Origin of the sequence: Vibrio jasicida 090810c (assembly GCF_002887615.1) — a bacterium.
GTDB lineage: Bacteria > Pseudomonadota > Gammaproteobacteria > Enterobacterales > Vibrionaceae > Vibrio > Vibrio jasicida.
Window position 1 is genome coordinate 2,431,235 of record NZ_CP025792.1, and the last position, 14,589, is coordinate 2,445,823.

The 14,589-nt window shown below is 45.9% G+C and carries 9 protein-coding genes and 1 rRNA gene; 7 read left to right on the forward strand and 3 right to left on the reverse strand.

Annotated elements, in window-relative coordinates:
• The first annotated feature begins 180 nt into the window (after window positions 1-180).
• Both hupA and C1S73_RS11585 read left to right on the forward strand, forming a co-directional pair.
• Window positions 181-453: a nucleoid-associated protein HU-alpha gene (gene hupA, locus C1S73_RS11580; RefSeq protein WP_005433627.1), complete on the forward strand. Its 273-nt coding sequence runs from the start codon at window positions 181-183 to the stop codon at window positions 451-453.
• Window positions 454-492: 39 nt separating this feature from the next.
• Window positions 493-1,191: a DUF1481 domain-containing protein gene (locus tag C1S73_RS11585; RefSeq protein WP_038873406.1), complete on the forward strand. Its 699-nt coding sequence runs from the start codon at window positions 493-495 to the stop codon at window positions 1,189-1,191.
• Window positions 1,192-1,276: 85 nt separating this feature from the next.
• Here C1S73_RS11585 and purD read toward each other — a convergent pair whose 3' ends face one another.
• A complete protein-coding gene (gene purD / locus C1S73_RS11590; protein WP_038873403.1) occupies window positions 1,277-2,566 on the reverse strand; it encodes a phosphoribosylamine--glycine ligase in 1,290 nt (429 codons plus the stop codon).
• 118 nt (window positions 2,567-2,684) lie between these two features.
• Entirely contained in the window at window positions 2,685-4,277 is a 1,593-nt protein-coding gene (gene purH / locus C1S73_RS11595) for a bifunctional phosphoribosylaminoimidazolecarboxamide formyltransferase/IMP cyclohydrolase (protein ID WP_038873400.1), read from the reverse strand.
• Window positions 4,278-4,544: 267 nt separating this feature from the next.
• Between purH and zntR the strand changes: the two genes are divergently transcribed.
• The 4 genes from zntR to C1S73_RS11625 all read left to right on the forward strand — a co-directional run bounded on the left by zntR (window position 4,545) and on the right by C1S73_RS11625 (window position 10,994).
• Window positions 4,545-4,943, forward strand: coding sequence for a Zn(2+)-responsive transcriptional regulator (gene zntR, locus C1S73_RS11605; protein ID WP_038873397.1), 399 nt, complete (start codon window positions 4,545-4,547; stop codon window positions 4,941-4,943).
• 163 nt (window positions 4,944-5,106) lie between these two features.
• Window positions 5,107-6,678 carry a lysine decarboxylation/transport transcriptional activator CadC gene (cadC, locus tag C1S73_RS11610; RefSeq protein ID WP_038873394.1) on the forward strand — a complete coding sequence of 524 codons (1,572 nt, stop codon included), beginning with the start codon at window positions 5,107-5,109 and terminating at the stop codon, window positions 6,676-6,678.
• A gap of 720 nt (window positions 6,679-7,398) precedes the next feature.
• On the forward strand, window positions 7,399-8,742 hold the full coding sequence (gene cadB, locus C1S73_RS11620; RefSeq protein ID WP_017821792.1) for a cadaverine/lysine antiporter: 1,344 nt from the start codon (window positions 7,399-7,401) through the stop codon (window positions 8,740-8,742).
• Window positions 8,743-8,858: 116 nt separating this feature from the next.
• Window positions 8,859-10,994, forward strand: a complete 2,136-nt coding sequence (locus tag C1S73_RS11625) for a lysine decarboxylase CadA (RefSeq protein WP_038873388.1) — start codon at window positions 8,859-8,861, stop codon at window positions 10,992-10,994.
• Window positions 10,995-11,283: 289 nt separating this feature from the next.
• Here C1S73_RS11625 and adhP read toward each other — a convergent pair whose 3' ends face one another.
• A complete protein-coding gene (gene adhP / locus C1S73_RS11630) occupies window positions 11,284-12,300 on the reverse strand; it encodes an alcohol dehydrogenase AdhP (protein ID WP_038873385.1) in 1,017 nt (338 codons plus the stop codon).
• Window positions 12,301-13,026: 726 nt separating this feature from the next.
• On the opposite strand from adhP, the gene C1S73_RS11640 reads away from it, so the two are divergent.
• Window positions 13,027-14,579: ribosomal RNA gene (locus C1S73_RS11640) — 16S ribosomal RNA — on the forward strand.
• Window positions 14,580-14,589: the final 10 nt, after the last annotated feature.

Sequence of the window (14,589 nt, forward strand, 5' to 3'; positions counted from 1 at the left end):
CTTATTGCATTAGAAAGCAAGAGCTTTCATCGTGCAAGTAGTAACAAATTGTGAGTTATTACTCATATTATGGCTAAAACTACGTCAGAAAATCGAAAGATCGCTTACAAACCTTTGCCAGATGGGGCATTTATGTTTTAGAGTGAGTTGAATTCGATAACATATGAGAAGGGAAACCTAATGAACAAGACCCAATTAATCGACTTTATCGCAGAGAAAGCAGATCTATCTAAAGCACAAGCTAAAGCTGCTCTTGAAGCAACTCTTGAGGGTGTAACAGGCGCTCTTAAAGAGGGTGACCAAGTTCAACTAATTGGTTTTGGTACATTCAAAGTGAACCACCGCGCTGCACGTACTGGTCGTAACCCTAAGACTGGTGACGAGATTCAAATCGCAGCGGCTAACGTACCTGCATTTGTAGCAGGTAAAGCGCTGAAAGAATCAGTAAACTAAGTTAAAATGCACCGAGGTATTCTGCCTCGGTGCAATTTCATGAAAAAACATCTACTCACTTCACTCCTCCTATCTAGCCTGACTCTTTTTGGCTGTGCTTCTGTAGAAACCCCAAACCTCGAACAATTTACTCATTTCTCTGGCGGGAAAATCATGGGGGATGCCACCAGTTTATACTGGATGACTGAGCGCCTTACGCGTGTCAGCAAGGCAGCAGACTATGTCACCATGGGTGATTACGGCTCGTATCAGAGTGATTATCGTTGGGATGACGATGAGCTCAGAGAGTTGATTCGAAAAGGTGAGCAACTCGATGCCAAACAAGGATTGGTGCCTTTTCAAATCCACATTCGATTCAATAAAGATGGTGATGCGATTTATCAGCAATACCGTGTGAACGGGAAAGTGCTACCTTTACAGCGAGATCAACTCGAACGATATAAGAAAGAAGCAAATGACGTGGTGGCTTCGATCAAGAAACAATCCCGAGATGGTAAGAGCCTAATCCAGGGTTATTGGGATGGGGAAACATTCGAAACCTGCAAAGGGCGAGAGTTTGCTACATTGGAATTTAACCAGACCCTGCCTAAGTTTGTGATAGATAGGTTAGCTTCAGTGGACAGTTACATTGCATTCATCGGCAAGGAGTCTCGCAGTACGGCAACCGTCGACGAATTGCTGATGCTCAATGATGATGATTTTGATTGCGTATCACGACCAAAGTTGATCTCGGAATAAACGTAGCTTCGAAATCTCTCGATAAAAACATAATAAAAAAGGCGCTGAATGCGCCTTTTGTCTTTTTAGCCAACTGAAGTTGTTTTTATTTTTCTTGCTCACGTGCAATTGCACGGTAGCCGATATCGTTGCGATGGAATACACCATCCCAACTGATTGGTTTCGCAAGCTCATAAGCGCGTTGCTGTGCTTCTGATACGCTATTGCCAAGCGCGGTCGCACAAAGAACACGGCCACCGTTTGTAACGATGTCGCCATCTTTGTTATCTGTACCGGCATGGAAGACTTTCTCGCCTTCAATTTCAACTTGAGGTAGACCAGAAATGATATCGCCTTTGTTGTAAGCCGCTGGGTAGCCGCCGGCCGCTAGCACGATACCGATAGAGGCGCGAGGATCCCAATTTGATTCTACTTGGTCCAATTTTTCGTCGATTGCTGCAAGGCACAGTTCAACAAGATCCGATTCCATACGCATCATGATAGGTTGCGTCTCAGGATCACCGAAGCGGCAGTTGTACTCGATCACTTTTGGAGTGCCATCTGCATCGATCATCAGACCCGCGTATAAGAAACCAGTGTAAGGGTTACCTTCAGAAGCCATACCACGTACCGTTGGGTAAATCACTTCTTCCATAATGCGGTTGTGGATTTCCTGTGTCACCACTGGAGCTGGAGAGTATGCACCCATGCCACCGGTGTTAGGACCAGTATCTTTGTCGCCTACGCGTTTATGGTCTTGGCTGGTGGCCATTGGTAAGACGTTCTCACCATCGACCATAACGATGAAGCTTGCTTCTTCACCATCTAGGAATTCTTCGATAACCACGCGGCTGCCTGCATCACCAAATGCGTTGCCTGCTAGCATGTCTTTGATTGCGTCTTCAGCTTCTTCCAGTGTCATCGCTACAATCACGCCTTTACCAGCAGCAAGACCGTCAGCTTTCACAACAATCGGCGCACCTTGTTCACGAACGTAAGCAAGTGCTGGCTCGATTTCAGTGAAGTTCGCGTATGCACCCGTTGGGATTTGGTGACGAGCAAGGAAATCTTTAGTAAACGCTTTAGATCCTTCAAGCTGCGCTGCTGCTTGTGTCGGGCCGAAGATTGGCAGGCCTGCTTCACGGAAAGCATCAACCACACCGATAACCAGTGGCGCTTCAGGACCAACAATGGTTAGCTCAATCGCTTTCTCTTTTGCAAAAGCAACCAACCCTGCGATGTCTTCTACTGCGATGTTTACGTTCTCTAGTTTAGGCTCTAGTGCTGTACCTGCGTTACCTGGAGCCACGAAGATAGTCTCAACATTTGGGTTTTGTGCCGCTTTCCAACCTAGTGCGTGTTCACGACCACCTGAACCAATGATAAGAATATTCATAATATTTCCTTTGATTTCGCTCCTCCCTTTATTAAGGGGAGGTTGGGAGGGGTAAGTCGTGTGCGTACAACATACCCCCTCTAACTCCCCCTTGGTAAAGGGGAAGACCAAAAACTAATTAGTGGCGGAAGTGACGCATGCCCGTAAAGATCATCGCCATGCCGTGTTCGTCTGCCGCTGCGATAACTTCGTCATCACGCATAGAACCACCCGGTTGGATAACACACTGGATGCCCGCTTCTGCAGCCGCGTCGATACCGTCACGGAATGGGAAGAATGCATCTGATGCCATTACACAACCTTCAACCTGTAGACCTTCGTCTGCAGCTTTGATGCCTGCGATTTTCGCCGAGTAAACGCGGCTCATTTGGCCTGCACCTACACCGATAGTCATGTCGCCTTTCGAGTAAACGATCGCGTTAGATTTCACGTACTTCGCTACTTTCCAGCAGAACAGCGCATCTTTTAGCTCTTCAGCGGTTGGTTGACGCTTAGAAACTACTTTAAGGTCATCTTCAGACACCATACCTTGGTCGCGGTCTTGGACCAGTAGGCCGCCGTTAACGCGTTTCACGTCAAAGCCAGTTGTCTTAGTTGTCCACTCACCACACTCAAGTAGGCGAAGGTTTTTCTTAGCAGCTACGATTTCTACTGCTTCAGCAGAAACAGAAGGAGCAATGATAACTTCAACGAATTGGCGCTCAGTGATAGCCGTTGCTGTTGCAGCGTCTAGTTCACGGTTGAATGCGATGATGCCGCCAAATGCAGACGTTGGGTCTGTTTTGAATGCACGGTCGTAAGCTTCTAGGATATCTTCACCTAGTGCTACACCACATGGGTTAGCGTGCTTAACGATCACACATGCTGGCTCGTCGAACTCTTTCACACACTCAAGTGCTGCATCTGTGTCAGCGATGTTGTTGTAAGAAAGTGCTTTACCTTGGATTTGGCGAGCAGTAGAAACTGATGCTTCTTCAGGGTTTGCTTCAACGTAGAATGCTGCTGCTTGGTGGCTGTTCTCACCGTAGCGCATGTCTTGTTTTTTCTCGAACTGTTGGTTGAACGTACGAGGGAATTTGCTCTCTTCATCACCTTCCTTGTTCTCACCGTAAGATGGAACCATAGTGCCGAAGTAGTTAGCGATCATGCTGTCGTAAGAAGCTGTGTGCTCGAATGCTGCGATAGCTAGGTCGAAGCGAGTCTCTAGTGTTAGAGATTTTTCGTTCGCGTCCATTTCAGCGATAACACGGTCGTAGTCGTGAGCGTTAACAACGATAGTTACGTCTTTGTGGTTTTTCGCTGCAGAGCGAACCATTGTTGGACCACCGATGTCGATGTTCTCAACAGCGTCAGCAAGCGTACAGCCTTCTTTAGCAACGGTTTCTGCGAATGGGTATAGGTTTACAACAACCATATCGATAGGGTTGATACCGTGAGTTTCCATCACGTCATCGTCTTGGCCGCGACGGCCTAGAACACCACCATGAACTTTTGGATGCAGAGTCTTAACACGGCCGTCCATCATTTCTGGGAAACCAGTGTAGTCAGATACTTCTGTAACAGAGATGCCTTTTTCAGCAAGCAGGCGAGCAGTGCCACCAGTAGATAGGATATCGACACCGCGCTCAGCAAGAGCTTGTGCAAACTCAACAATACCTGTTTTGTCTGATACGCTGATAAGCGCACGGCGAATAGGGCGAGCGTTGTTCATGCTTCCATTTTCCTCAAATTCACGGAGTTAAAGATGTTTGCCAAAAATGAACTTGTTTCCACCTCTTAGGGTAAAATATTGGCCAGTTTTGGTAAAAACCTTTGCAGGGTGTTTTCTTATCAAGAAAACAGTCTCCACTATTTGATGGCGCGTATTCTAACCAATTTCTTACAAAAAAGCTCGCGCAATCGTTTGGCATCTCAAAAATAATTGTAAAAACCTCGTGCTTTCGCTTAAAAAGTAACGAGATAGTTAATAAGGGAAGTTATGTTTCAGATAGGTGAATTGGCGAAACGCTGTGGTGTGACTGCCGATACATTGCGTTTCTACGAAAAAAATGCGTTGATTAAACCCGCAGGAAGAAGTGAATCAGGCTATCGCTTATATAATGAAGAGAACCAAAAGCAGGTACGTTTCATTCTTAAAGCGAAAGAGCTTGGTTTAAGTTTGGAAGAAATCAAAGAGCTGCTAGGGATCAAATTAGAAGCGACAGAACACAGTTGTGCTGAGGTGAAAGCCATTACTTCTGCAAAGTTAACTTTAATTGATGAGAAGATTGCTGAACTCAGCAAAATCCGTACGGCTTTGAAGAAGATAAATGACGCTTGCTGCGGGCATAACAATGATGATGCCAGCCATTGCTCGATCTTGGCAGCCCTTGAATAGTCTCATTTTTGCGTCATTTAACTTAAGTTTGCATTTTTGGCGGCTTGCTTTTCTAGGTTCAAGCCGCTTTCCCACCTATAATCTCGCCTTTAGTCGACCGTAAGAATTGTAGTCCCCCTATTCCTAAAGCGACGCTGTCTATCAGATACGAGAGTTTTCATACATGGTTGGAGTCTATTTTCAAATCAATGATTGGGTTTTGAGCGTTGATGAAAATAAGCTGTATCGACAAGACAGGGAAGTTACCGTTGAACCACGCTTAATTAATCTGCTGCATTTCCTTGCTGAACACGCGAGTGAAGTTTTCAATCGCGAAGAGCTGATCCAATATGTTTGGGCTGGTGCGATTGTGACGGATCAAGTCGTCACTCAATCGATTTTTGAATTGCGTAAGCTACTGCGTGATGGTCGAGAAGAAAACATCAGCTACGTGATCACTGTGCCTAAGCGCGGTTACAAGCTGGTGGCGAATGTGGCACCGCTATCGCATGATGAGTTTCTTGCTGCTCGTCATTGTGGCACTGATGAACTTCCTCCTGTCATTGACGATATGGAAGAAGAAGCATCTGAACTTCCCGCTCCGGCTATGACATTTCCAGCAGGTCCTTTAACTCGTGCTGTATGCGAGATGTCGAAAGAGAAAAAAGCACCGCGTAAACCCAACAAAATTAGCCCTTGGCGATTAGGCTTTATGAACTTCATCTGGATCAGTATCTTGGTGGTCGTGATGGGGGTGTTTACTTATAAGCAATCGGAAGTGCGTATTACACAAGCCATTGATACCCACCTTATCGAGTTTAAGTTCCAAGATGATTTCAATAAAGGCGGGTTGAGTTACGACTTGGCCGACGGCTTTGCTCAGAAACTCATGGCAGATATCGCTCAGGTGAGTGATTACCGAGTGATGCTCAAGAAGGCGTCATTCACTAATGGTATTGTTCCGGGCAAATCGGTGGTGGTGCGAGTTCGAGAGAATGGTGGTGGCAGCTTCTTAGAAGTGGAATACCGCAATAACTCTTCAGAAAAGGTGTTGTTCAGCCGTCAATATGCTTTAACTAGCAGCCATTTAAAAACCGTTTTGCAGCAAGCCTCTTTGGATTTGATGCGAGTGCTTAAAGTACCTGATGCAAAACTCAAATCAAAAGTGCTGGTGGCAGGAATGCCAATGAACCCAGACGCGCTTGAGTTATTCGTTCAAGCCAACCATTATTTAAATGTATCAGACTCCGACCAATTCCAGCACGGCATTGACCTTATGGAGAAGATTCTAGAGATTGAACCGGACAATGCTTATGTGCAATCGGAATTGCTAATAGCTTACCATGTGCAAAAAGCGCTAGATCCTGCTTTGGAATTAAGAAAGGGAAGAGTACAACAGTTAAGTGATAAGCTAGAAGCGAACGCGAAGATGATGGTCGGTCCGATTCAGCCTCGTATCTACGAAGCCTTGGCTTTGCATGAAACCATTATTGGGGATATTGAACTAGCGAAACGTCATTTGAATCAAGCGCTAGAGGTGAGAGACTCGGTTTTGTCTTACGTGATTCGAGGCAAACATGCTGAATTGGATGGTGATTTGGATTGGGCAAGTGAGTCCTATAGCGAAGCCTTCTATATTGATACATCCGTAGAGACCTACTTACTGTGTGAGAACTTGGTTTTTCCAAGTAACATGAAGGCGATTGATTACGCCATGTATCGCGCAGTTCACCCTTCTGTAGTGCGTATGCTGTAATAAACCAGCTCTTGATAAGTAAGATACTTAGCCCTTCATTTCGGTGAGGGGCTTTTTTATATCTGCCTCTTGTGTACTTCTTACCTCTATTTCTACTAATGACGCTTGTTATAATAAGAGGAGAGGGCTTTTCATTCTCTATTCTCGCCACCTTGGCATTCTACTTCTTACTTCTTACCTCTTGTCTAGCGCAGCTTTATATCGAACTTTTTGGGTTTCGGCCTTAGCCTTGCATATTTAAAACCGGTCACGAAAACGCAGTTGTTTATGCTTAATAACGCTTGTACTTATGCATCGTTGAGTAAAAGAGGAGGGGAAGTTTGATGTAAGTCAATTGGTCAATAAGGGTAGGAAAAGTCTGCATCAACAGTTTGGGTAATCAGGATAGGGATAGCTTGATGTTGATAGCGGTTGATAAGGTTGATGGAAAATTTGTTGAGGTTGATGTTTTTACCTTTTCGACATGAGCGCTTTAGTTTTTTATCTTAAGTTACTGTATATGATAGCTTTATGTTTTTTAGTTTATCAGGTTTATCTCAACTTTATACCGATGGGCTAATTGTTTTATTGATAACCCCAAGTTTATTTTTTTCCCAGTTTTTGGGCGTAGTCTTCACTTCGAAATTTAGCGAGGTCGAGCAGGTTCTTCCTCATAGCATCTCGCTAATAACCATTCAGTTTGAGTCATGTTGACTCGAGTAGAATAGATTTGGAGATGTTATGTCATCGAATGCGAAAAAAATCGGCCTTATTGCCTGTACGGGTGTCGTAGCCGGTAACATGATGGGTAGTGGTATCGCACTATTACCTTCTAGTCTTGCCTCTGTAGGCTCTGTTTCAATCTTCAGTTGGCTGATCTGTTTGGTCGGTGCACTGAGTCTGGCGTTCGTTTACGCTCGTCTGGCAACCAAAAACCCACAAGAAGGTGGTCCAATCGCTTATGCTGGCGAAGTGTCTCCGGTATTTGGTTTCCAAACGGGCGTTCTTTATTACCACGCGAACTGGATTGGTAACCTGGCTATTGCCATTACAGGTGTTTCTTACCTTTCAGTATTCTTCCCTGTGCTCAATAACCCAATCCCAGCAGGTATTGCGACGATTGCATCGGTATGGATCTTCACTTTCGTCAACCTACTTGGTGGTAGCTGGGTAAGCCGTCTATGTACGCTTGGTCTAGTTCTTATCCTTATCCCAGTTGTTGGTACAGCTGCATTTGGTTGGACGCACTTCGATACTGCGCTTTACAGCCAAAACTGGAACGTATCAGCAGGTACTGACAGCCACGCGGTAGTAACAGCGGTTCTTATCTGTCTATGGTCATTCGTAGGTGTGGAATCAGCAGCGGTATCGACTGGTATGGTAGAAAATCCTAAACGCACTGTACCACTAGCAACTATGTTAGGTACTGGTATCGCGGGTGTGATTTACATCCTCTCAACTCAAATGATCAGCGGCATGTTCCCTGCGTCAGAAGTTGCGGCATCAGGTGCGCCATTTGCACTAGCAACCACTGAGCTATTCGGTAGCTGGACAGCACCATTTGTATCAGCATTCACAGCGCTAGCATGTTTCACTTCGCTAGGTTCTTGGATGATGCTAGTAGGTGAAGCGGGTAAACGTGCTGCGAGCGATGGTAACTTCCCTAAAATCTACGGTGAAACTGACAAAAACGGTGTGCCTAAGAAAGGTCTAATCCTTGCGTCAATCAAGATGACTGCACTGATGGTTGTACTGATGTTCTTCAGCTCTAAAACAGCACACGCATCAGACCTATTCAACCAGCTAACGACTGACGCAGTGCTACTAACTATGCTGCCTTACTTCTACTCAAGCATTAACTTGATCCGCTTCGAAGGTATGACAACACGTAACGGCTTCGTAATGCTGTTCTCTGGTGTGGCTTGTCTGTTCTGCTTCATCGCACTAGCGGGTGCAGAGGGCGGTACGCTAACAGCAACCTTCATCGTTTCTCTAGTTATCTTGATGTTCTACAGCAAAAAAGCAGGTCTTGCTCAGTACGTGAAAATGCACGCTGACGATATGCCTGCCCAAGCAAGCAACTAATCCCCAAACGCTGGCACTACGGTGCCAGCCCATAAACCCCAAATTCACGCGGCGCTCACCTTACTCATTGCCTGTAAATGGCAAAGAGCGCCCTCATTCGCCTTGGAGATGTCCAAATGAATATATTCGCTATCTTGAACCACATGGGTGTGTTCTTTAAAGAAGAGCCAGTTCGTCAACTTCACGCTGCTCTTGAGAAAGCGGGCTACGAAGTGGTTTACCCAGTAGATGATAAAGACTTGATCAAAATGATTGAGATGAACCCACGCATTTGCGGCGTGCTGTTCGACTGGGATAAATACTCACTAGAGCTATGTGAACGAATCAGCCAAATCAACGAAAAACTACCTGTTCACGCATTTGCTAACGAACAGTCTACTCTAGACATTTCACTAACAGACCTACGTCTAAACGTGAGCTTCTTCGAGTACGCTTTGGGTATGGCTGACGACATCGCTATCAAAATCAACCAAGCGACTGAGGCATACAAAGATGCCATCATGCCTCCATTCACTAAAGCACTATTCAAATACGTAGAAGAAGGTAAATACACCTTCTGTACTCCAGGTCACATGGGTGGTACTGCATTCCAGAAAAGCCCTGCTGGTAGCATCTTCTACGATTTTTACGGTCCAAACACATTTAAAGCGGACGTATCAATCTCAATGCCTGAGCTAGGTTCTCTACTAGACCACTCAGGTCCACATAAAGATGCAGAAGAATACATCGCACGCACATTCAATGCAGACAGCTCGTACATCGTAACTAACGGTACGTCTACATCGAACAAAATCGTTGGTATGTACTCAGCACCTGCGGGCAGCACAGTACTGATTGACCGTAACTGTCACAAATCTCTGACTCACCTAATGATGATGAGCGACGTGACACCAATCTACTTCCGCCCAACTCGTAACGCATACGGCATCCTTGGTGGTATTCCACAAAGCGAATTCAGCCGCGATGTCATTGCAGAGAAAGTGGCGAAAACACCAGGTGCAACAGCACCAACTTACGCGGTAGTGACTAACTCAACTTACGATGGCTTGTTGTACAACACACAATTCATCAAAGAGTCGCTAGATTGTAAACATATCCACTTCGACAGTGCTTGGGTGCCTTACACTAACTTCAACCCAATTTACGAAGGTAAATGTGGTATGAGTGGTGAAGCGATGCCAGGCAAAGTGTTCTACGAAACACAATCAACACACAAACTGTTGGCAGCGTTCTCACAAGCTTCAATGATTCACGTGAAAGGTGACTTTGATAAAGAATCTTTCAACGAAGCATTCATGATGCACACTTCAACTTCACCTCAGTACGGCATTGTTGCTTCTACTGAAACTGCAGCGGCAATGATGCGCGGCAACACTGGTAAGAAGTTGATGCAAGACTCTATCGATCGCGCAATCCGCTTCCGTAAAGAGATCAAACGCCTAGAAGCAGAAAGCGACAGCTGGTTCTTCGATGTATGGCAACCAGAAAGCATCGATACCACAGAATGTTGGAAACTAGACCCTAGCGACACATGGCACGGCTTCAAGAACATGGATGACAACCACATGTATCTTGACCCAATCAAAGTAACGCTACTGACTCCGGGGATGAACAAAGAAGGCGAACTAGAAGAATCAGGCATTCCTGCTTCGCTGGTGGCTAAATTCCTAGATGAGCGCGGCATCGTGGTAGAGAAAACAGGTCCATACAACTTGTTGTTCCTATTCTCAATCGGTATCGACAAATCAAAAGCAATGCAATTGCTACGCGGTCTAACTGAATTTAAACGTGGCTACGACTTGAACCTAACCATCAAGAGCTTCCTACCTTCGCTATACAACGAAGATCCAAGCTTCTATGACGGCATGCGCGTTCAAGAACTAGCACAAGCAATTCATGACCTAACTAAGAAATACAACCTACCAGAGCTAATGTACAAAGCGTTCGATGTACTTCCAGAAATGAAAGTAACACCACACGCAGCATGGCAAGAAGAGCTTCGTGGCAACATCGAAGAAATCAAACTGGAAGAAATGGTTGGCCGCGTAAGTGCGAACATGATCCTTCCTTACCCTCCAGGTGTGCCACTAGTACTTCCTGGTGAAATGGTGACTCAAGAGTCGCGCCCTGTGCTGGACTTCCTAGAGATGCTTTGTGAGATCGGTGCGCATTACCCAGGTTTCGAAACCGACATCCACGGTCTATACCAACAAAAAGATGGTAGCTACACCGTAAAAGTATTGAAGAACTAAGTTCCTCTCGAAGATGACGCCATTGGGAATGCAAGCATGCTCCACTCTTACGAGCTCAATGCGTCATCGAACAATAACGACATTTAGATATACCCTTAACTAATCTGTCGTAAAGAGAAGGGCAAGGATGCTCTGATCTTTTCTTCTATATATAGAAGAAACAATTTTCCAAGACTTCACCTGAAGTACCCCAAATAAAAAGCAAAGACCAAAAGAGCAGCATGAAAGTGCCGCTCTTTTTTGCTATCTATATAGAAGTATATATAGAGGAAAGATACCAACAGCCAAATCAGGCGAACTCCATTACGATACGGCCATTAATTTCACCTTTCTCCATGTCAGCAAAGATGTCATTGATATCTTCTAGCTGTTTGACTTCAGTAATCGCCCTTACCTTTCCATCTGCGGCGAACTGTAAGCACTCTTGCAAGTCTTTGCGTGTGCCGACAATAGAGCCAATGACCTTCACTCCATTAAGAACAGTATCAAAGATAGGGATTGGCATTTCTTCTGGTGGTAAGCCGACAAGCACACATGCACCGCCGCGACGTATAGAGTGATAAGCCTCTTGGAATGCTGGCTTGGATACCGCAGTACACACAACACCGTGTACGCCGCCATTGGTTATGGCTTTAATACGCTCAGAAGGCTTTTCTTTCATAAAGTCGATGGTGTGTTGCGCACCTAAACTTTTAGCTAGTGCGAGTTTCTCGTCACCAGTATCTACAGCAATAACATTCATGCCCATTGCTGCTGCATATTGAATGGCTAAATGACCTAAACCACCTGCACCGACAATTGCCACCCATTGACCTGGTTTTACATCTGTTACTTTGAGTGCCTTATAAGTGGTAACGCCGGCACAGAAGAGGGGAGCTGCATCGACATAGCTTAAGCCCTTTGGAATTTTCACTACGTAATCACCGTGAGCAAGACAGAACTCTGCATAGCCGCCATCAACGGAATAACCAGCGTTATGTTGATCTAAACAAAGTGTCTCTTGCCCTTCCAAGCAATAGTCGCAATGACCACACGCACTATATAGCCAAGGCACGCCAACACGATCACCAGCTTTAAGATGGTGTATCTCACTACCGACCTCGACTATTTCTCCCACTCCCTCATGGCCAGGTACGAGAGGCATCTTAGGTTTCACAGGCCAATCGCCGTGGCAAGCGTGTAAATCGGTATGACAAACCCCGCAGGCATGAACTTTGACGAGTACATCACGAGGCTTAACGTTAGGTAGAGGAATGTCTTGAATGATGAGTGGACCTTTAAATTCACTAACAACTGCGGCTTTCATGTGTATCTCTCCATTTGATGATAACGATAATCATTCTTGATCGATATGTGATAGAGTGCAGTGATCTGAATCAAAAATCGATTTTTAGCTCAATAGACCTTGGTCGAAACAAGTTAATAGCTAAGAAAAAGAGGTTTATTTAAGAGAGGCGATGTCGAAACTAGGGTAGTTTCAGAAAGAAGAACATAGTTAGACCTCTTCTATTAAGGCTTGGTGCCCCTAAATTTTAGCTAAATAGGGGTCAAAGTGTCTTGTATCTATACGATCTGTTCATTGTTTGTTCGGTTGGGCGTTTTTTTAAAAAAAAGGGGTTGCGCTCATTTCTGAATTCCCTATACTGCGCATCCACCGACACGGAGTGAGACGAAAGTCACACGGCGAGTCGGGAAGAGAGAAAAAAGAATTTGAAAAAAATGCTTGACTCTCTCACGGTGTGAAGTAAGATACGCACCCCTAACGACGAGCAACTAAGTTGCTGAAAATGTTAGAAAAGCTCTTTAAAAATAAGAACCTATCAATCTGTGTGGGCACTCGTTGATGATAATCCAATTAGATACCTCGGTATCAAATTAGGTTTCAATGAACTGAGTGACCAATCAAGTCTTCGGACTTGGCACAGTCAATTCATTATCATTCTGTTGGAATGGTAATAGCTTTAAAATTACTTCTTACTTTCGAGTAAGGATGAGTTTTGAAGTCAGTATTCGTTGAGCCGAACAAAATCTTAAATTGAAGAGTTTGATCATGGCTCAGATTGAACGCTGGCGGCAGGCCTAACACATGCAAGTCGAGCGGAAACGACTTAACTGAACCTTCGGGGAACGTTAAGGGCGTCGAGCGGCGGACGGGTGAGTAATGCCTAGGAAATTGCCCTGATGTGGGGGATAACCATTGGAAACGATGGCTAATACCGCATGATGCCTACGGGCCAAAGAGGGGGACCTTCGGGCCTCTCGCGTCAGGATATGCCTAGGTGGGATTAGCTAGTTGGTGAGGTAATGGCTCACCAAGGCGACGATCCCTAGCTGGTCTGAGAGGATGATCAGCCACACTGGAACTGAGACACGGTCCAGACTCCTACGGGAGGCAGCAGTGGGGAATATTGCACAATGGGCGCAAGCCTGATGCAGCCATGCCGCGTGTGTGAAGAAGGCCTTCGGGTTGTAAAGCACTTTCAGTCGTGAGGAAGGTGGTAGTGTTAATAGCACTATCATTTGACGTTAGCGACAGAAGAAGCACCGGCTAACTCCGTGCCAGCAGCCGCGGTAATACGGAGGGTGCGAGCGTTAATCGGAATTACTGGGCGTAAAGCGCATGCAGGTGGTTTGTTAAGTCAGATGTGAAAGCCCGGGGCTCAACCTCGGAATAGCATTTGAAACTGGCAGACTAGAGTACTGTAGAGGGGGGTAGAATTTCAGGTGTAGCGGTGAAATGCGTAGAGATCTGAAGGAATACCGGTGGCGAAGGCGGCCCCCTGGACAGATACTGACACTCAGATGCGAAAGCGTGGGGAGCAAACAGGATTAGATACCCTGGTAGTCCACGCCGTAAACGATGTCTACTTGGAGGTTGTGGCCTTGAGCCGTGGCTTTCGGAGCTAACGCGTTAAGTAGACCGCCTGGGGAGTACGGTCGCAAGATTAAAACTCAAATGAATTGACGGGGGCCCGCACAAGCGGTGGAGCATGTGGTTTAATTCGATGCAACGCGAAGAACCTTACCTACTCTTGACATCCAGAGAACTTTTCAGAGATGAATTGGTGCCTTCGGGAACTCTGAGACAGGTGCTGCATGGCTGTCGTCAGCTCGTGTTGTGAAATGTTGGGTTAAGTCCCGCAACGAGCGCAACCCTTATCCTTGTTTGCCAGCGAGTAATGTCGGGAACTCCAGGGAGACTGCCGGTGATAAACCGGAGGAAGGTGGGGACGACGTCAAGTCATCATGGCCCTTACGAGTAGGGCTACACACGTGCTACAATGGCGCATACAGAGGGCAGCAAGCTAGCGATAGTGAGCGAATCCCAAAAAGTGCGTCGTAGTCCGGATTGGAGTCTGCAACTCGACTCCATGAAGTCGGAATCGCTAGTAATCGTGGATCAGAATGCCACGGTGAATACGTTCCCGGGCCTTGTACACACCGCCCGTCACACCATGGGAGTGGGCTGCAAAAGAAGTAGGTAGTTTAACCTTCGGGAGGACGCTTACCACTTTGTGGTTCATGACTGGGGTGAAGTCGTAACAAGGTAGCGCTAGGGGAACCTGGCGCTGGATCACCTCCTTATACGATGATT